The 19,623-nt window shown below is 49.7% G+C and carries 17 protein-coding genes; 4 read left to right on the top strand and 13 right to left on the bottom strand.

All coding sequences use genetic code 11. The features are described from left to right. Window positions 1–8: 8 nt before the first annotated feature. From EBC_RS12700 to EBC_RS24700, 7 genes are all read right to left on the bottom strand, one after another. On the bottom strand, window positions 9–1,739 hold the full coding sequence (locus EBC_RS12700) for a ShlB/FhaC/HecB family hemolysin secretion/activation protein (RefSeq protein WP_013202196.1): 1,731 nt from the start codon (window positions 1,737–1,739) through the stop codon (window positions 9–11). Between the two features lie 35 nt (window positions 1,740–1,774). Further along, window positions 1,775–2,770: a fimbrial protein gene (locus EBC_RS25770; protein ID WP_013202195.1), complete on the bottom strand. Its 996-nt coding sequence runs from the start codon at window positions 2,768–2,770 to the stop codon at window positions 1,775–1,777. Continuing rightward, window positions 2,760–5,315: a fimbria/pilus outer membrane usher protein gene (locus tag EBC_RS12690; RefSeq protein WP_013202194.1), complete on the bottom strand. Its 2,556-nt coding sequence runs from the start codon at window positions 5,313–5,315 to the stop codon at window positions 2,760–2,762. Before EBC_RS12690 ends, EBC_RS25770 begins: the two co-directional genes overlap by 11 nt. Before the next feature lie 6 nt (window positions 5,316–5,321). Further along, window positions 5,322–6,077 (bottom strand): fimbrial biogenesis chaperone, encoded by a 756-nt coding sequence (locus EBC_RS12685; protein ID WP_049789605.1) that lies wholly within the window; start codon window positions 6,075–6,077, stop codon window positions 5,322–5,324. Window positions 6,078–6,149: 72 nt separating this feature from the next. Continuing rightward, window positions 6,150–6,713, bottom strand: coding sequence for a fimbrial protein (locus tag EBC_RS12680; RefSeq protein WP_013202192.1), 564 nt, complete (start codon window positions 6,711–6,713; stop codon window positions 6,150–6,152). Between the two features lie 502 nt (window positions 6,714–7,215). Then, window positions 7,216–7,632 carry a hypothetical protein gene (locus tag EBC_RS12675; protein ID WP_013202191.1) on the bottom strand — a complete coding sequence of 139 codons (417 nt, stop codon included), beginning with the start codon at window positions 7,630–7,632 and terminating at the stop codon, window positions 7,216–7,218. An 8-nt stretch (window positions 7,633–7,640) separates the two neighbouring features. After that, window positions 7,641–8,360 carry a winged helix-turn-helix domain-containing protein gene (locus tag EBC_RS24700; protein WP_013202190.1) on the bottom strand — a complete coding sequence of 240 codons (720 nt, stop codon included), beginning with the start codon at window positions 8,358–8,360 and terminating at the stop codon, window positions 7,641–7,643. A 563-nt stretch (window positions 8,361–8,923) separates the two neighbouring features. On the opposite strand from EBC_RS24700, the gene iolE reads away from it, so the two are divergent. From iolE to EBC_RS12655, 3 genes are read left to right on the top strand one after another with little or no spacing between them, the layout of a single operon-like run. Continuing rightward, window positions 8,924–9,841, top strand: a complete 918-nt coding sequence (gene iolE / locus EBC_RS12665) for a myo-inosose-2 dehydratase (protein WP_013202189.1) — start codon at window positions 8,924–8,926, stop codon at window positions 9,839–9,841. Beyond that, a complete protein-coding gene (locus EBC_RS12660) occupies window positions 9,838–11,013 on the top strand; it encodes a Gfo/Idh/MocA family protein (RefSeq protein ID WP_013202188.1) in 1,176 nt (391 codons plus the stop codon). The genes iolE and EBC_RS12660 overlap by 4 nt, the downstream gene beginning before the upstream one ends. A gap of 25 nt (window positions 11,014–11,038) precedes the next feature. After that, on the top strand, window positions 11,039–12,070 hold the full coding sequence (locus EBC_RS12655) for a Gfo/Idh/MocA family protein (protein WP_013202187.1): 1,032 nt from the start codon (window positions 11,039–11,041) through the stop codon (window positions 12,068–12,070). 69 nt (window positions 12,071–12,139) lie between these two features. On the opposite strand, the gene EBC_RS12650 is transcribed toward EBC_RS12655, so the two are convergent. After that, window positions 12,140–13,150: a Gfo/Idh/MocA family oxidoreductase gene (locus tag EBC_RS12650; protein WP_013202186.1), complete on the bottom strand. Its 1,011-nt coding sequence runs from the start codon at window positions 13,148–13,150 to the stop codon at window positions 12,140–12,142. 113 nt (window positions 13,151–13,263) lie between these two features. Here EBC_RS12650 and EBC_RS12645 point away from each other — a divergent pair, with 113 nt between their 5' ends. Continuing rightward, a complete protein-coding gene (locus EBC_RS12645) occupies window positions 13,264–14,283 on the top strand; it encodes a LacI family DNA-binding transcriptional regulator (protein ID WP_013202185.1) in 1,020 nt (339 codons plus the stop codon). 41 nt (window positions 14,284–14,324) lie between these two features. On the opposite strand, the gene EBC_RS12640 is transcribed toward EBC_RS12645, so the two are convergent. The 5 genes from EBC_RS12640 to EBC_RS12620 are packed head-to-tail and all read right to left on the bottom strand — an operon-like array spanning window position 14,325 to window position 19,622. Further along, window positions 14,325–15,203, bottom strand: coding sequence for a ribokinase (locus EBC_RS12640; protein ID WP_013202184.1), 879 nt, complete (start codon window positions 15,201–15,203; stop codon window positions 14,325–14,327). Window positions 15,204–15,205: 2 nt separating this feature from the next. Then, window positions 15,206–16,063, bottom strand: coding sequence for a MurR/RpiR family transcriptional regulator (locus EBC_RS12635; RefSeq protein WP_013202183.1), 858 nt, complete (start codon window positions 16,061–16,063; stop codon window positions 15,206–15,208). Further along, window positions 16,063–17,034, bottom strand: a complete 972-nt coding sequence (locus tag EBC_RS12630) for an ABC transporter permease (protein ID WP_013202182.1) — start codon at window positions 17,032–17,034, stop codon at window positions 16,063–16,065. The genes EBC_RS12635 and EBC_RS12630 overlap by 1 nt, the downstream gene beginning before the upstream one ends. Before the next feature lie 31 nt (window positions 17,035–17,065). Continuing rightward, window positions 17,066–18,565, bottom strand: coding sequence for a sugar ABC transporter ATP-binding protein (locus EBC_RS12625; protein ID WP_013202181.1), 1,500 nt, complete (start codon window positions 18,563–18,565; stop codon window positions 17,066–17,068). A 16-nt stretch (window positions 18,566–18,581) separates the two neighbouring features. Continuing rightward, window positions 18,582–19,622: a sugar ABC transporter substrate-binding protein gene (locus EBC_RS12620; protein ID WP_013202180.1), complete on the bottom strand. Its 1,041-nt coding sequence runs from the start codon at window positions 19,620–19,622 to the stop codon at window positions 18,582–18,584. Window position 19,623: the final 1 nt, after the last annotated feature.

Below are 19,623 nucleotides of genomic sequence, written 5' to 3'. Positions count from 1 at the left end.
CATATGTATTAAAAATTAACGTTCATATTGTAATAAACAACGTTTCTGTCGATTTTATTTCTCTTCAAATCGTCAGGTATACTGACTGGCCATGCGGATGTTAATGCTGCAGAGAAATGGTTGTTTGAAACTTTGATACCGACAGCTGCACCTGAAAGGGTTTGAGTATTACACCTGGTGTCACAATTATCTTTCGCCACAGAAATATCGTAACCAACAAAAGGCGTCAGGGTATTAAAAGAGTAGGCATTAATAGCAACAGGGAAATTAATGTTATTGGATAGCACAGCACCTGATGCCGCGCGGATGTAGTCATTTTTAAAGCCCCTGACCGAATATTCATCCCCTACCGTTATCTGCTCGCTGCTGACCACGGTATCATTGGTGTACTGGAATGTTGTCGTGCCTTCATACTGCAAGCCGATACGTTTGATGCTGGCAATATTTTTCTTCCATGTCATATAGCCGACGTATTTCACAAAATCGATGTCATAGCCTTTAAGGTCCGGATCGTCTGTCCAGCTCGCGTTAAACCACGGGGTGCCGGCCACCACCGACAAATCGCCATAGAACCAACCGTCAAGCACGTTTCCGACATAGTTAATGCCGGTAGAAACGTTGCTGTAGTTTTTTGAACTGACCGCTATTTTGTAATTTTCAATGAAGTTAGTGCTGTAGCGCTTCTCAACTTTCGCCCAGGCGCTAAATTTACCGCTGGCATCGCGCCCAATCAGCCGACTCACTTTGGCTGATAAGCGGCGTGAGGTGCCCTCACCATGGTAACGACCATAGGTACCCCCGACATAGTTTTCATAATTCGAATACAGATAGCTTAAATCGAGATTCCAGTAGCGATACGGCAGGTTGAGTGAACCATAAGCCGTATACTGATGCTCTTTATCATCCTTCATGTTGTACCAGGAGTACCTGCCGGATAAGGAGTCATTTACGCCAAGAATATTTCTGCCTGTTGCCGTCAGATAGTATTGGTGATCGCCTTGAGGCTCTGTACCGGAATTATTTAACCCGGCGCCAAATGAAAAATAGCGAACGTCCAAATCGCTATAATCGACAACGGAATAGCCGGGCTTCTCAGTTGCATTGACTTTAATGGCGGTTTTTGGCGATACCTTCAACATATTTTCCAGCCCTTGATCCAGCTCTTGTATGTTGAGTTTGCCGTCCTGGGCAACAGGGACCGCGGCAAAGAGCTGTAGGCGGTCCCTCCAGCCATAATCACTTTTACCGTTTATGGTGATGCTTTCGATCTTGCCCCAGAGCACGGTGAGTTTGAGAATGCCACTGTTGAGATTGGTTCTCTCCAGGCTGACCAGAGACGTTGAATACCCCTTTCCGATATAGAAATTGGTTAATTCGCGGATTAGCTTTATAATATCCGCCCTTCCCATCTTCGTACCTTGATATGATGAGATAATCTGATTTCTTTCTTTCGACGTGGCGAAGAGATCATCATTGGTGACTTCTATTTTTGAAATAAGATATTTTGGGCCAGCATTTTTATCTGCCACCCGATCGTTTGCTGTCTGTTGGCGGTTCTCCTCTTGCGCGGACTGAATTTTCTTCTCGTCTTCAATTGCATCCTGGCTTTCAGTGACGTTCTGTTCACGTAAAAATTGATCGATATCACGTTCGGCGAGGGATGCCGCATAGGAATGACACTGGAAAAGGAACAGGGTCATCGCGCATAAAATTATTAAGGTTATTTTTTTAGTAAACATGGTATTTAAGCCATTTAAAATTTAAGTGTTGGGATTTAATCAATGCTAATGGTGTAAAGTAACGTGCCCGAGACTTTACCTGGCGTGATGTTGGCTCTTTCTGAATCTTTGACGTATAAGTGCGCAGACATATTAATGTTCTTTTCAATAACAGATTTGAATGAGTATTTAGACCCCATATTGACATATGAATACACTGAACCAATTCTATTTATTTTCACCTTGACTGAAACATTTTTAGCGTACCCCTCACCGCTGATAACGCCAATTTCACCGGTTTCAGCACCAAACAAATAATTATCAGAATTGAAGGTTAATCCGATTGATGATGCCGTTGGACAACTAACATGAAAGTTCCATTTCACTTCTTCGCCTTGCTTAGTAGATTTCGAAAAATAGGCAGAATCATAGGTGCCCAGATTAATAAAGGTAGATGAGGGGACGACCGCACAGCTCTTCGGTTTAATGACAATATTTGAACCCAAGTTGACATGCATCAGCGCCACTTCGCCGCTGTCGGTGGGGATATAGGCTTTGGCAATTTCTCCTGCAGAAATAATGTGTTCCCCTTCTGCAACAGAACCAATATGCACCAATTCAACCAATACGTTGTCCGCTGGAATGGTGCAGACTTCTATGCAGTTCAATGACTTACCGGGAACATAATAAGCGTCTGAAAAGGATGCTGGCCACTTCATTCTTATGCCGATACCAGCCACTTCTGTAATATAAATGTTTGAATAAACACTTTTGGCATAAGACCTTGAGTATGCTGATTGCCAGTTAACCGTCGCGCCGTTTTCACAGGTGTATGAAATGGCTGAAACAGGAAAATGGCGTGAGTAAAGCACCGTTTCCGTCGGCGATGTTGATTTAGAGGGATTCAAGGTGATTGATTCACCGATGTTAAGATTTATCACTCCTCCTGAAGTGATAGTGCACTTTGCGGCATGCGCGGGTGTTGCAAGAACAAACTGAATTACGAGCGCAAGACAGGATGAAAACAGTAATATCGTCGATTTAGCCTTCATTTTCATTTCCCTCTGACAAACAATGCACATCCTGGTGTGATAATCCTTCTGGCGTCTTTACTGATTCCGGGACTGGCGAAATGGTTAAACTGCAGTGATGGACGGATTTGTCTTTCTGCCATGCGATTGAGTAACGGGACGTTTGATTATTTTGAGGTAACATGACGCGTCCGCCCTGTCCCACCAGGCCTACAACCTGACCTTCATTGTCCTTAACCGCAGTACCAAAAGGTATATTCAGTCCACTGCTGTGGCTGATGCGATATAACTTCATTGGCTCGTTTGTCGACTCGATATCAAGTAACAGAATGGCACCGCGGGTAGGAATGATTTTTTTATGGACGTCTTCTGTCTCCAGCTCAAAGGAACTGCCTTCGGGATCGAGGTATAACTCGTTATATTGATAGGGTATGAGATTACGGACAATGCCGTAGCCATTGCTTTGTATTCTGGCCAGGTTATCTGGGTAAATCCTTGCACCTTCAGCACCTTGAGAATTCACGATGGCAATACTGTCACCCATCCCCTGAGAGTAATTCACCCCCCCTGAATGAATGATCACCCCGCTGGATAAGCCGATTGCGGCAGAAACCGCATGAGATGTTTTACTTATACTCGCCGTCGTTGCAGCCAGATCGGTATTTCGGGAGAAACTCACCCCGCTGTTCTGGATGACTTTTTCACGGGTGTTTACATAGGCGTTAAAGTTATTTTCTCTTTCCTCGCCGGTGGTTCCCGTTACCGCGGTTCTCAGGGAGGCGCTGTTTGAATTGTACCCCCCTGATGCAACCAGATTCACGGTGTCTGTTGCAGAGCGGTGTAATGGCACTGAGAAATTGACGTAAATCTGCCGGTCATCATAACCTTTGCTGTCATGATATTGCGTCAGGGAAATTGAATAGTTGAAATTGCGATAGGCATTACGATATGAAACCTGGTAGCTTTTATTATAATTACTGTCGTCTTTATGCCATGTTCGTCCCATGTACCCACTTAAATACAGGCTTCCCCAGTAATCAGGTAACTGTTGCGAAAGGGTCACGTCGACTCTGTCACGCGATCGTTCTACACGTTCGAACTCCTTTTCATATAACGCGTCCGACAATGTATAATAATCATCTTTCATCGCCCGTCGGAATGACAGATTGATCGCCGTATCACTTTGATTGACGTATTTGGAGTAATTTAATTGTATGGCTGCGTTGCAAGTCCAGCTGCAATGCTCTTTCTTACCATCTTTGAAATCGGTATATGACCAGGTAATATCGCTGCTGATTGCGCCCACAGGCGTGTTGAATGCCACGCCGGTTTTAAGCGCTTTGTATGCGAAATCTGTTTGCTGTACACCACTGTAGAGCGTGGTATTACTGGCTATTCCATACTGGAGCATGCCCTCAAACAGCATTGGTGAGGCAGACACGCCGGAGAGCTGTATCTGCCCGACAGTAGAGGAATAACGCAGATACCCCTGGCGGAGAAGCTGAGGGACATTGGCATAGGGTACGGTGAAGCTTTGGACGCGACCATCCGACTCCTTGATGTTGACCACGATATCCCCGCCATAACTTGCAGGGTAAAATTCCCGAAGCTCAAACTCGCCAGGTGGCACATTGGTTTCATAGATCACATTATTATTCTGGACTAACGTGACCGTCGCATTGGTGTCCGCAATACCCCGCACTGACGGCAGGTAGTTTCTCATCGACATGGGCAGCATGGGGTCCCAGGTGCTAAGAGAAGCGCCCCTGATACTTAAGCTCTCGAAAAATTCGCCGGACGTCGAGATATCACCGACTAAAAATCTCGACTGCAGGCTTCTGACCGCGGTCTCAGCATAGGCATCACCATGTACCAGCGTACGGTTATAACTGGATTTCCCATTAGTAAAATAGAGATTGTCATTTGTATTAAAACGCCAGGAACCCAGATTGAAGCTTGTACTGGCTCCCACGTATAAACTGTTGACGGCATTCTTCCCTTTTTCCATATAACTGGCGACATTCGCATTGCCAGACATTTTTAATGCATTGACACCGTCGTCCCACAGGGCGGGATTGATATAATCATCGGAAGCGCGATTGAGGTAGATTTGTGGGATGGTGATATTCAGTGCGCTTTCACTCTTCTCGAACACCACCACCGAGCCAGGGATTAACGATTCCAGCTTTCTACAACCGTCTAAGATGTTTTCAACAGAGTAATATTGACTGTCTATCTTAAACGCAACCAGCAATTCTCGGGTTATGCAGGGAGTCAATTGGCCATCGACAGTGTCGAATGTTATTTTTTCGCCACCCAGCTTTCTGTCATTAACCGTCAGGTCGACGTAGTTGATCCCTGGGGTTATTTTTTCCTTTGTTAAATAATCCAAATCGACATTACTATCATACTGTTTCATAAAGTCAGTATTAAACGTAAAGCGTTCGGACTTTTTTTCTATAACTTCCCCCTGTTTCTCGTCCGTGGCAAAAGTTTGCTTTGGAGAGATAATAATCAGTCCAAGCAATGCTAAAGAAAACTTCATCGCGAGCGTTTTTGTGTTCATAACACTTTATTTCAATGGTTTATTTATTGTTATCGTCGCTCCGAGGTCGGTGATGTAGCGATATTCTATCGTGTTACGCACCCCCGGATTAATGCCATCAAAAGTGAATGTTTTGGTGCTGAAAGGCGCGATCATGCTTGCCTCACCCTCTTTTTTTACTGCGCCATTATCAAAAGAGACTTTATTTACCGACACATGATAGGGATGATCATTCGTCACCTTAACCTGTGTTTTATTACCTGATGATGCGTAGGTAAAACTGAGGTTTTCGGCAGCCTGAATGGGTGTCCCCTTCAAACCAGCAGGACGATAGAAAAATTTGATGATAGTTCTGAAAACCATTTCAATGCCATTTTTATCCTGGTCACTTTCTTTCTGGGGCGGAATATCCATGACGTTAAACCACAAGACGGTTTCTCTGTCCTGCAATAGTGTGCTTTCAGCGTCATCTAACTTGAGGAAACGAAAGACCTTTGCCTCGCCGGCATCGATCAGTGATGCAGGTGGGCTGATAAAGAAAGGCAGCCGATCGTTGCCTCCCTCTAATCCTTTTGTTTCGGCATCGCTAAGCCAAACTTTTGTCAAAGAAGGCGCTGACCCGATGTTATTAATACGTACGCTGGCATCTTTTTTGTTTCCCGCGATGATAATGCGGGTAGTGTTGATCTGTAGCGTTGCGTACAGATTTGTACTGTTGAGCAACAGCCCGATACCCATGGCGATTAACCTTGACGTAAACATTGCAACTTCCCTCTTACCCATCGGCCCTTCCATGTGGGCATGTTTTAAAAGCTATCTCTTACCTTTAGGACAGGTAAGAAATAGCTTAATTTATTAATTATAAGTTATTGAATATAAGGCTTGCGACTGTACTAAACCTGCAGTTACTATACCTGTGGCATAATATTGCGCCCAATATTCGAACAAGGCTTTATTACTAGCAATAGTTACTGACTGATGCGATCCGCTGTTGTTCAAATTGATGTCGGTTTTATCATTATTCAATATGGCAATCTGAACATTTTCACTACCCCCACTAGCTTTTTTTATTTGATTAATGAGTTTACCTGTCGTCGCATCAATGGTGGATTGCGCTTTTTCAAAGACAACGTCAGCTACTTTACCATCTTGACAGTCAGCGCCCGAAAGCTGTATATAAAACCGTGTGTCTCCGGCTCTTTGACCTGATTTCTTCAATGCTGACGTGCTGACGTTAGGCAAAGTTATGGTAAAATCTGCTTTTCCATCTAATGAGCCGGGAGTTGTTCCGCCTGAAATTACACAGGTGACATCCTGAATCTTTCCATCGAAGGTGATAGTACCATCACTCGCGCCAGCACTACTTGCCACGCCACCGCCAGAAACCGCAATCACACTAGCGAGTATCGTCATTCTCATCGAATACTTACTTTTAAACCCCATCATTTTTCACCTCATATAAAATAGTCGACATTAATCCCAACGTTTATTTATCAAAATTGGTTGGTCTATTTAAAAAGCACACGCTACATGTAAGATGCTCTCTTCTCTCTGTGTAGAAACAAGATTGAGACGTATCTTAGTTATTTTAACTTTCACTTCTATATTATTCAGCAAAACAGAACCAAAATCTGCTTAGTTTGGTTACGGATTTTATCTATTTTTTTTAATTAGAATATACTGCCGAAAATTAGATGTCTATTTATAGGCTCATAACCTACTGATTAAATTGAATTTATCTGATTTATATGAGCTAAATATGGAGAATGCTTTACTGCGGTACTCTGTAAAGAGCGGGATGATAAAACGATGGAATGTGGTGTAGTACTGCTTAAAATTGAGTGTCAGTTCTTTCGGATTACGCCCCTGCCGAAATACCTTACCGGAATATCAGACGAGGCGTAACGCTACAATGTACTCATCAAAAGCAAAAGAACATCGGTTCTGCAGACCAACTCATGATATGTGAATTTTGATGCCTTTTTATCGAAAATGCGGTTGATTTATCCTGCTGCCAAAAAAAATCGGGATAGAAATTAATGAGCGAGCTCACTTCGTTGATTGACTCTGAAGGGTTGGTTTTTATTTTTTTCGCGGTGAACACATAACCTGTATCGCTAATTCTTTCAGCCGTTAAGAAAATTTGCCTGCTAATCATTTTCTTATCATCATCTCCTTCAAATCTTGCATCTATGTTGAACACCCCCTTGTTATCTTTAATGTTGATCTTATAGGTGGCATAGACCTTTCCTGCCGTGTTTTCTATCACATGCAAAGCCGTACAGTGCATATCGGCAGCGCCAGCCGAAGTGGATATCAGCATAAGGGCCAGCGTCATTTTTATTCTCATTTATTCACCCGTGAGTCAGTGTATGACATACAATGCATCGTCGGCGGGCAATCAAAGATGGTGGTTCTGATCGATCCCAGATAAACAAATATCTTGTGTTTGTTTTTGCATGATGAGGCTCTTGTTTCTAAAATTTCAACAACACGACGCGTTGACACCCCCTCCGGACTCCCTTTATAGACATAGACGCAGTCAGGTAAACCAGAGATTTTGATATAGCGTTCATCGCCAAAAAGTTCACTGCCATCGTGACTTTGCAGAGCGTATAATGAATATATTGCTATAATAGACATTACCATGAAAGACAGGATTGATTGTTTCTTAGATAACTTCCACCCTCGTCCCTTCTCTTCCATTTCAATACAGGCTGATGGCGTATATTCGGTAATGGCTATGTCTTCGTTTATTATTACGCCTTCTTTATGGATAGTTTTAATTAACTCCCCATCATAACCGATATACTTTAAGGCTTTCCTCAGGTTCACAAAGCACTGGTAATAGGTGGCGCTTGAGACCTTCTTTAACGCATCATCTCCCCATGCTGCTTTGTAAAGATCGGCTTGTGAAACCAGTTCTCTTCTTTCGATAAGAAGTAAAAGACACTTTGCTGCGGGAGAATGAATAGAGAGCGATTTCTGTGTCGCTAACGATCTCAACACTTTGTCTTTGGGAATAAAAACAACAACATCATCAATGATATAATTTCGAGAGCTCATGGGCTCACCTTATTTCGTTTTCAACATCCTGCTGAAATATCCTATTGCATTTTCCAGCGCCTGTTACGCATTCGCGATCCTAATTTTTCTATACTTGTTACGTTTAGTACGTGCCAATGTTATCGATTGCTCGTACCAAAAATTTCCAAAAATTTTAGGGAGCCATTGTAGTGATTACCCGGTTGTTCTGTCCACCTTGATTCCTGTAAATTTTGCTTAACAACTCGCGCTTGATCACAGTATTTTATAAATTATTCTTTTCTAACATCGAAAGAATTAATTATTTAATCACATCAATCAAATCTCCCTACATCGCTTAAACATTTGATTAACAGGAATGACTGTAAAGCTGTAATAGTCGTGGCGTTATTTTATTGACCACCCGCAGCCGTCCATTTTGTTTAACGTCGTGCCCTGTTGGAAACCTCCTTTTGATCACACTTTTCACCGCTGAATCCGTACGCCAACCCAATTGATGGTTTTCCATCATTGAAGCGATAACGTTCCTGTTATTACTCTCTTTATAGTGTCTTCAACTTAAGCCGTAAGGAGCCTGTATTCCCATGAATTCATGCATTCAGTTAGGTGTCAGCCCACTCAGTTGGACCAATGATGTCCTGCTCGATTTGGGCGACAACATCTCATTAGAAACCTGTCTGAGCCAGGCGGCATCCGCCGGTTATCAGGGTATTGAACTGGGCAGGAAATTTCCGCGTACTGCCGCGCAATTAGCGCCGTTACTGAAAGAGGTGAATCTGCGGCTGGCATCCGGCTGGCACAGCGGATTCCTTGCCGACCGCAGTGTGGCGGAAGAAGTCGCTGCCGTTCAGCCCCATGCCGCCTTGCTTAAAGCGCTGGGGGCAAAAGTAATGGTGTATGGCGAATGCGGCAAAATGCCGGGCAGCCATCCGCTGGACGAACCGCTTTCCCTTTCGCCGGTGTTGAGCTGCGTTGATATTGATGACTATGCCCGCAAGGTGAGCGAGTTTGCCAACATTCTGCTGCGCGAGTTTGGCCTGAAGCTGGCCTATCACCACCATCTGATGATGCTGGTTGAACAGCATGATGAGCTTCAGGAGTTTCTGGCGAAAACCTCGGACAACGTTGGGCTGGTGCTCGACTCCGGTCACGCCTTTGCAGGCGGCGTCAATCTGGCCCAGACGATCGAACGGTTTGGCCATCGCGTGGTACATATACATCTGAAAGATGTCCGCCCGGACGTTTTGCGCCAGGTGCAGCAGGACGATCTCAGCTTTAATGATGCGGTCCGTGCCGGGCTGTTCACCGTGCCGGGCGAAGGCTGCATCGACTATGCCCCGCTGATTGAGTTTGTGGCCAATTCGGGTTACCAGGGCTGGCTGATTGTCGAAGCCGAACAGGACCCGCAAAAAGAAGAGCCGTTTGCCGCCGTTTCCCGCGCGTTTCGCTGGGCACAAAACACTTTTCAACTTTCTGCCGATGTCGAGGAAACCGCGCAATGAAAGAGACGCTGAATATTGGCCTGATCGGCTCTGGCTTTATGGGACAGGCGCATGCCGATGCCTACCGTCGTGCGGCAATGATCTATCCCGACCTGCCGAAACGCCCAAACCTGTATGCGCTGGCCGATCAGAATCAGACCCTGGCCGATGAAAATGCCGCACGCTTTGGCGCAGAAAAAGCCTACGGCAACTGGCGTGATTTGGTGGCCGACCCGCATGTCGACGTGGTGGATATCACTTCCCCTAACCATCTGCATTTTGAGATGGCGCTGGCGGCGATTGCGGCCGGCAAGCATGTCTATTGTGAAAAGCCGCTGGCGGTCAGCACTGAGGAAGCGCTGGAAATGACGCAGGCGGCAGAAAAAGCCGGCGTGAAAACCATGGTGGCATTTAACAATATCAAAACCCCCGCAGCCCTGCTGGCAAAGCAGATTATCGAACGTGGCGATATCGGCACGCCGATCCGTTTTCGCGGCACCTTCGATCAGGGCTTTTATAACGATCCGGAACTGCCATGGTCATGGCGTTGTTCCAAAAAACTGGGCGGCAGCGGTTCGCTGGGCGACCTGGGCGCACATACGCTCTCCGTAGCGCAGTTTCTGATGGGCGGTATCCGCGAGGTCACCGCCAGTGCGCAGACCTATCTGCGTCAGCGCCCGGTTCCCCAGGTGGATGCCGGCTATGCCAGCCGCACCGATGAAAACGCCGAACGCCGCGAAGTCGAGAATGATGACCAGGTTCAGTGCCTGGTGAGCTTCGCCAGCGGCGCCAGCGGCGTGATTGAAGCGTCGCGCATTGCCGCAGGACGTATTTTTGGTGTGTTCTGGGAAGTCTCCGGCACCGAAGGCACGATCTACATGGACGGTGAACGTTTTAACGAGCTGCAGGTTTATCGCTTCAACGACGACAAACACGATCGCGGATTTAAGACCCTGTACGCAGGCAGCCAGATCCCGGCCTATGCGGGCTTCTTCGGCTTTGATTTTGGCGGCGGCGGACTGGGCTATTTTGACGTGAAGGTCATTGAAGTCCACGACCTGGTACAGGGCATTTGCAGCAACGAAGATTGTTATCCGAATTTTGCGTTTGGTTTACAAAATCAACAGATCCTGACCGCTATCGAGCAGTCCATGGACTCCCATCAATGGGTTCACGTGGCGAATAACCGTTGAACCGGCATCGCAACAAGGAGTTAGTATGTTTCCCTCTTCTTTACCCGTACCCCGCCTGCCGTCAGCGCAGTCCATACCGGTCCTGCGCTGGGGCATTATCGGCCCCGGCTGGATCGCCGATCATTTTGCCCGCGCGTTAAAAGAACACACCGGGCAACAGCTGGTTGCGGTAGCCGCACGTAATGGCGATAAGGCACGGGCATTCGCCGATCGTTGGACGATCCCGGCGGCATTCAGCAACGTCGACGAGATGCTGGCGATGAACGATCTGGACGCGGTATATATCGCCACGCCGCACAATCATCATTTCCCGGATGGTTTGCGCGTGTTGAAAGCGGGCAAGCACGTGCTGATTGAGAAGCCGCTGGCATTGAATGCCAAAGAAGGCGCGGCGTTACAGGCGAAAGCGCAGCGTCAGGGCGTGCTCTGTATGGAAGGCATGTGGTGCGACTTTGCGCCAAAATACGATGTGCTGAGGCAACTGTTGGCGGATGGCGCATTGGGCGATCTGCATACCCTGATTGCCGATCATGGTGAGTTTTTCACCCAGGATCACCGCATATTCAATGCCGATCTGGCCGGTGGACCGATGATGGACTTAGGCAGCTATCTGATTTCACTGAGCGTGATGGTGGCCGGCGCGCCCGAGCGTATTCAGTCCAGCGGTCAGCAGGCTGAAGGCAATATCAACGGTCAGGCGTCGATGCTGTTTGAACATGCCAACGGCATGCATTCGGTGTTGAACACCACGTTATTCAGCAATACTCCGGGCAAAGCGATTATTGCCGGCCGCGATGCTACGCTGGTGTTGGACGGTCAATTTTACGCGCCGGGTGGCTTTGTATTAACCTCAAGCCAGGGCAATAAATCATTACGCTGGGAAGAACCGCTGAACCGCTACACGCAGCTTAATCATGAGATCCAGCATTTTGCCTGGTGTGTCGGTCAGGGATTAACGGATTCACCTGTTCGCCCGCTTGCCACGGCATTAATGACCCTATCCACCATGGATACCGTGCGGGGACAGCTGGGGATCGTGTTTAACGAAGAGCGCTAAACCGCGCGATTCTGGCGTTAACGCCAACCCGGTCAACATCCTCAGCGCTGTTGACCGGGTTGTTTTTTTCTACCGCATCAACCCTACCGGGCAAAAGGTCCGGGTTGCCAGAGATTTCACCGCCGCTTCTGCAATGGCTTGCGCCTGAATGCCATCCAGTAAACCTGGCAAGTCAGCGACCGCTTCCCCATGCAGATAACGCACAAACGCATCCAGATGCTGATAGTACGTTGCCTGCACGCGGGTGAACCAGTCCGGGTACAGCCCCGGTTTGGCGATGGTGTTGCCCTGATACAGCGTCATCCCATGCGGACTTTGAGAACCGGACTCTGCCAGCCCTTTCTCACCCATCACGCTGATGCGTTCATCGTAGCCATAGCCGGTGCGGCGGGTGTTATCCAGCTGCGCCAATCCGCCCTGACGCATCTGCATAATCAGCACCGAGGTGTCGACATCACCAAATTCACCGATGGCCGGCATCGCCAGCGCGGCACCCATCGCCCCAATCGAAACCACCTCATCGTCGGTCAGCCAGCGCAGAAGATCGAAGAAGTGGATGGCCTGGTCCCGCATCTGCCCACCGGAAGACTGCAGGTAGCTGAGCGGCGGCAATTCAGACGCGCGGCAGACCATCTGAATCAGTTCAGGACGACCAAGGGTGCCCAGCTGCAGCTGGCGTTTTAACTGCTGATGGCTGCTGTCAAAACGGCGGTTGAAACCTACGGTGATTTTTGCATTCAGGGGCAGCACTTTCTCTACCACGCGGTTGGCCCGTTCCAGCGATAAATCGATCGGCTTTTCGCAATAGACTGCTTTACCGGCCCGTGCGGCGGCTTCCAGCAGCTCCGCATGGGACGGCGTTGCGCTGGCGATCAGCACCGCGTCAATATTGTCGCTATTGATGGCGGCACTGACCTCGCCAGCCTGGCTGTGAAATTGTGCGGCGATTGCGCTGGCGCGAGCGCGGTCCACATCGGCTACCATCGCCAGCTCAATGCCCGGATGGGCCGCCAGGTTCGCAGCGTGTACCTGGCCGATAAAGCCACAGCCAATCAGGGCAAAACGTTTTTTCTCAGTCATGGTGTATTCCTGTCTGCAGGTCAAAGTTCAGCAATAAAGTCGTTGCCAAAATAGCCTGCTGGCTTACCCTGAGGAACGCGTGTTTTGATGGAATTCCCTCAACAGGAACGGCAATGAAAACAATCACTCTGGAGATGCTGGCTGAACTGGCAGGTGTCGGCGTGGCAACGGTCGATCGCGTGCTTAATGAGCGTGGCGGCGTCTCGCCGCGTACCACGCAAAAGGTCCTGCAGGCCGCACGTGAGGCCGGACTGAAGCGCATTCTGCCCGAGGAGCACCGGCATGCCTGGCAGATAGAAGTGTTGTTAAGCGGTAACGACTCGTTTTTCTTCAAACAGTTGGCTATCGACTTTGCCGCCATCGCCACCCGTCTGGGTTATCGCCGCATTGTGCTGCACCGCACGTTTGTGCCCGAATCGCGTCCGGACAGGCTGGCGACGCTGATTGGTGAGCGCAGCAAAACCCGCGACGGGTTGATTGTTTTTGCGCATGAACATCCGGCGATTTATGAAGCTCTGCAACTCTGCAAACAACGCGACGTGCCGGTGATCACCATCGTGACCGATCTGCCCGGCGCGGAAAGGCTGTGTCACGTTGGCATTAACCAGTTGCAGGCCGGCCGCACCGCCGGGTTGATGATGGGCAGCATGATCAAACAGCAAGGTGAGGTGATTGTCGTCAGCGGACGCTTTGAGTATCGCGCGCATCAGCAGCGCATTCAGGGCTTTCGCGATGTTCTTGAGGAGCGCTTCCCGCAGATCGCCTTACGGGAGGTGCTGGCCGGTCAGGAGAGCCGCATCACCATCAGCAAGCTGCTGGAAAAGCAGCTGGCGCAGTCTGCCAACGTGGTGGGCCTGTACAATACCGGGCTGGGTAACACCGAGATCAGCCAGGCGTTAGCGCGGCATCGCCTCACCGATTCCTGCACCTTAATCACCCATGAACTCTATTCCACCACCAAAGCGCTGTTCGCCAAAAAAGCGCTGGCGCTGACGCTGGATCAGAATTCCGTTCGCCACGCCCAGCTGGCGGTGGATATCCTGCTGGGCTATCTCGAACAAGGGGACGTGCCTGAAGATTTTGATCGCGGGAAGGTGACCTTTATGGTCTATACCCAGGAAAACTATGCCTAGCAAGACCGGAGAGGTTCCGGTCTTGCTGATTAGAATCGCCCTTAAACCGGGCTGAGTTCAACCGCCACTTTGGAGACATGCGCTGCAGCCGCCTCATTGGCGCTGACAACCGCGTCACCTAAGGGTTTACCGTTGGCCAGCGCCGAACACAACACGCCGGTAAAGCAGTCGCCCGCACCATGGGTGCTGACCAGGGTGATCTTCTTCGCCGCCATTGACTGACTCTCTTCCGCCTGCACGCACCAGGCAACGCCATGCTCACCGGCCGTCACCACCACCTGAGAATAGGTTGCTGACAGCACTTCAGCCGCCTGCTTCGCCGAAGCCAGATCGCTGACCACAACCGCACACATATCGCGGGCTTCGATGGCGTTAACGATCAGCACATCGATGTTTTCCTGCAACTGCGGACTCAGCAGACGGGCTGGCGCGGCGTTAATGCACACGGTAATGCCGCGCTTTTTCGCTTGCTGCGCGGCATGGACGTTAAGCGCTTCCGCGACTTCATTTTGTAAAATCAGCAGCGACACATCCTGCCAGAAAGCGTCGCGATCAAATACCGTCTGCGGAATATGCAGATTGGCATTGGAGACCACCACCGCACCGTAATCGCCTTCCGCATCGGTAATGGCGACGCTCATCCCAGACGGCACGGACGCTATCACCGCCACTGCGTCGGTATTCACGCCCGCGCCCTGCAGCATCTTAAGCAGAAAAGTGCCCTGCTCGTCGTTTCCCACCGCGCCGGCGAAGATCACGTTTGAGCCGGCCAGCGCGGCCGCGATCGCCTGATTGCCGCCCTTGCCACCAAACTTATAGCGGCACGCCGACCCCATCACGGTTTCGCCTTTTTCCGGGCGATGATGGGCATCCAGCATAATGTCGTAGTGCAGGCTGCCGGTAACAACGATCTTGTTCATGGTTAGAATTCCCGAAGGTTCTGAACCGCATGCTGTGTTTTAGTCAGGTTTTTCTCTGCCCGCTTCAAGTCTTTCTTGGCGATGGCCACAAACAGTGCATCCAGGATATTCAGCTGGGCAATGCGTGACGCGGCATTTTCCCCTAACAGATGCGATCCCTGAGAGGTTGAATTGAGCACGACATGCGCACTTCGCGCAATGGGCGACTCGGCATAGTTGGTAATGGCAATCACCTTGGCCCCATTGCGCGCCGCCAGTTTGACGGGGTCATTAACGGCACGCGTGGCACCCGAATGGCTGATAGCAATCACCACATCATCGTCAGATAACACCGCCGCCGACATCAACATAATATGCGCATCGTCATAGGCCGACGATTTAATACCGATCTTAAGCATCTTATGCGAAAGATCGCGCGCGACAGCGGCGGATCCCCCGACAGCATAAAGATCGATATGGCGCGCCTTAAATATAATGTCCGCAGCGCGGTTGAATTCAGAAATATCCAGAATAGACAGCGTTTCTTCTATTGCCTGAATGGAGGTTCTGAATACTTTTGCCAGTAATTGTTCCGACGAGTCATCCGGCTCTATTTCCGCATGCAAACTTGCCACTTCAGACTGATTATAATAAACCAGGCTGCTTCTGAAGTTTCTGAAGCCCGTAAAGCTGAGCTTTTTGGTGATTTTAACAATCATCGCCTCGGAGACGTTATTTTCCAGCGCAATCTCTTTTAAAGAGGTTTGTTCGGTAATATCCGTCCTCGCCGTAATTGATTCAACCACACGGCGTTCTAAAGGCGTCAGTTGCGGCAAACGCATACGAATTTGAGCACCAATGGCTCGTGGATCTTGCTTCATTACTTGCCTCGGGTCGCTCGGTCAATCAACATCGCTATGATAATAATAAGGCCTGTGGCAAGCAACTGATAAAAAGCCTGAATATTTAGCAAGGTCAAGCCGTTACGTAATGCCCCTAAAATAATGACCCCGATGATGGTGCCAAACATGCTGCCCTTACCGCCCATCAATGACGCGCCGCCAATGGCTGCTGCCGCGATAGCATCCAGCTCCCACAGGTTACCGATGGTCGGTTCGGCCGCGCCCAGTCGGCCAATCAGAATCAGCGACGCCAGCGAGGCTAAGGTTCCAGAAATCACGTAGACCGTGACCTTGGTGCGTTTCACCGGCACGCCGGCCACGCGCGCGGCCTCCTCATTGCCGCCAATGGCGAGGATAAACTCACCCAGCGGCGTTTTATTCATCACCGTCCACAGCACGACCGCAATCACCGCCACAATGATAATCGGCGTGGGAATGCTGAAAATCGAACTGTTGATGATGCTACGAAACTCAGAAGGAATGCCGAACACGGGGTTGCCGCCGGTATAGATCAACGCAATGGCGCGGAACAGAGAAAGCCCGCCTAGCGTGACGATAAACGGTTGCAGTCCGGCATAGGCGATTAACGATCCGCTAAATACGCCACAGACCGCACCCACGCCCAGCGTGGCGATAATGGCCAGTGGTACCGGAACGCCAGAGACCATCAAGGTGGCGCCTAATACCGCTGAAAGCGCGGCGGTTGGCCCGACGGACAGGTCAATACCACCGGATATAATCACCAGCGTCATGCCCATCGCAATCAATGCGTTTATGGAAGACTGTTGTAAAATATTCAGCAAATTTGGCAGGGTAAAAAATACCGGTGACAAAAATGAGAAGGTGATCACAATAATAAGTAATCCGATCAGAGTTCCTGCATCGCGCACATTGAATTTAATCAATGATGAAGCAGGCGTAAACGGTCGACTTGTTGGTTGAGTCATCATTTTAGGGCCTTTATAAAATCAGGTTTAAACGCTAAACGGTTTCAGTATCTTTAATCGCATAACGGGCAATATTTTCTTCCGTTATAGCTTCACCGCTGAGTTCCTTGGTGATCTTCCCTTCTCTCATTACCAGTACGCGGTCAGATATCCGAATGATCTCGGTCATTTCTGAAGAGACGACCACGATGGCTTTGCCGGCCTTAGCTAATTTTTCGATTAAATTGTAGATTTCGGACTTGGCGCCAATATCGATTCCCCGGGTTGGCTCATCAAATAAAAACACTTTGGCATCGGCTGCCACCCAGCGACCGATAATCACCTTTTGCTGATTACCGCCGCTGAGCGTGCCAATGGTTTTTTCAATATCCAGCGGCCGAAGATTTAATTCGCTCATCACTTCATGGGCGACAAGGTTGAGTTTATTTCGGCGGATAATGCCCGCTTTGGTGAATTTAAACATTGAAGGCAACGCCATATTCATTTTCACCGCACGTTCTTTAATAATGCCCTCTTTCTTACGATCTTCCGGGACCAGCCCGATCCCCGCGCGAATGGCGGCGGTGACGTTATGATTACTTACCGGGCTACCGTTGACCATCACGCTGCCGCTGCTGCGCTTATCAATGCCGGCAATAAGTTTCAGCAGTTCGGTCCGCCCTGCGCCCACCAGCCCGGCAATGCCCAGCACTTCGCCGGCGCGGACGGTGAAGTTGGTGGCTTTAATCTCGGTTCCGCGCGTGACGTTTTCCACCTGCAGCACCACACGCTCGGTGACATACGCGTTGTGATCCAGCTTCTCGATTTTACGGCCCACCATTTTGGCGACGATAGTTTCCTCGGTTTCGTCACAGAGGTTAACCACGCCAACCTGCTGACCATCACGCATGATGGTGGCGCGATCGCAGACCCGAAAAATCTCGTTCATCTTGTGCGAGACGTAAATCAGCGACACGCCCATCGACTTCAGATCGCTAATCAACTCCGCCAGCCGATCGAATTCCGTTGGCGTCAGGCTGGACGTCGGCTCATCCATGGCGATGATTTTGGCGTCATCCAGCATGGCGCGGGCAATCTCAACGATCTGCTGTTGCGACACCTTCAGATTTTTGATCGGTTCGTTAGGATCGATAGTCGGATCCAGCGTTCTTAAGATGAAGGTGGCCCGCGCAACCTGCGCCTTTTTGTCAATCCACATGCCGTTCGCTTTGGTAAGCGGGCGACCGAGAAACATATTCTGCGCGACGGAAAGTTCAGGAACATGCTGTAACTCCTGATGGATCATGGCGATGCCGGCATGGCGGGCACTGAGCGGATTTTTCATCTGCACCGGCACCCCGTTCACGCTGATCTCACCACTGTCGGCGTTGCGCACGCCAGAAAGAATGTTCAACAGCGTCGATTTGCCCGCACCATTTTCACCAATCAGCGCATGCACTTCACCAGGCCTGACAGTAAAGTCCACATTTTGTAACGCAGCGGCACTGCCGTAGGTCTTGCTGATGCCGCGCATCGTTAAGCGATACTGTTCCATACACTCTCCGCCTGACTTATTGCTGCGCTAACAGCTGACGTAATTTCACGTTATCTTTGGTGGAGAACGCGTCGGCATTTTCCTTGGTGATCAGCGCCTGTGGCGTTGAAATCACGCGGGACAGTTTCTGTCCACCAATCAACCGTACCATCACATCCATCGCCACTTCGCCGGTCAGCACCGGGAAGCTGTCAACCGTGCCGGTCAGCTCGCCGCGTTTAATCGAGGCGTAAGCATCTGAAATACCATCGGTGCCGAAGACGGCGGTCTGTTTGGCTTTATCCAGTGAACGCACCGCTTCAACCACCCCCAGCGCCATGGTGTCATTGTTGGCGTAAAAGCCAATCAAATCAGGATGCTGCTGTAAGATGGTCGATGCCGCGTTGTAGGCCGTTTCACGGCTCCAGTTAGCCGGCACGCTGGCCACGATGGTGAATTTACCGTTAGCCTGTAAGGTTTCTTTGAAGCCGCTGGTGCGCTGGCCTGCCGCATACACGCCCGGCTGACCTTCTATAATGGCGACGTTACCGCCCTGCGGATGGTGCTGAATAAACCATTTTGCTACCCGCACACCGTTGTCTTTCTGCACGTTCCCGACGTAATACTGGGCATTGGGCATCACCGCATCGTTGACGTTAACTACCGGGATCTTTTTGCTGTTGGCACTTTCCAGCGCCGGTTCCAGATTGATATCGGTCTGCGGCGAAACCAGCAGACCCTTAAATCCCTGGGAGATCATGGTTTCCGCGATCGACAGCTGACCCATCTGATCGTCTTCATTGGCCGCCGCCTGATAGGCCACGGTAAAACCGTATTTCTTCGCACCGTTCTGATAACCCTGACCCAGCGAGCGCCAGTATTCATTGGTCAGGGTTTTCGAGACGCCGCCAATCATCAGATTGCCTTCAACCTTCGGTATTGCGCCGTATTTGCTGTCGAGCTGGGTCCAGTCGGTACGATCGGGTTCGGTGTCGGACTTCAGCGGGGCAAGTTCAGCCGCATAGACGGTGGAACAAAGCAGTGAGGATGCGAGTACAGAGAGCAGGAATTTTTTCATC

This window comes from Erwinia billingiae Eb661, assembly GCF_000196615.1.
GTDB lineage: Bacteria > Pseudomonadota > Gammaproteobacteria > Enterobacterales > Enterobacteriaceae > Erwinia > Erwinia billingiae.
The sequence above is the reverse complement of the archived record's forward strand: the minus strand, read 5'-3'. Positions and strand labels throughout refer to the sequence as shown.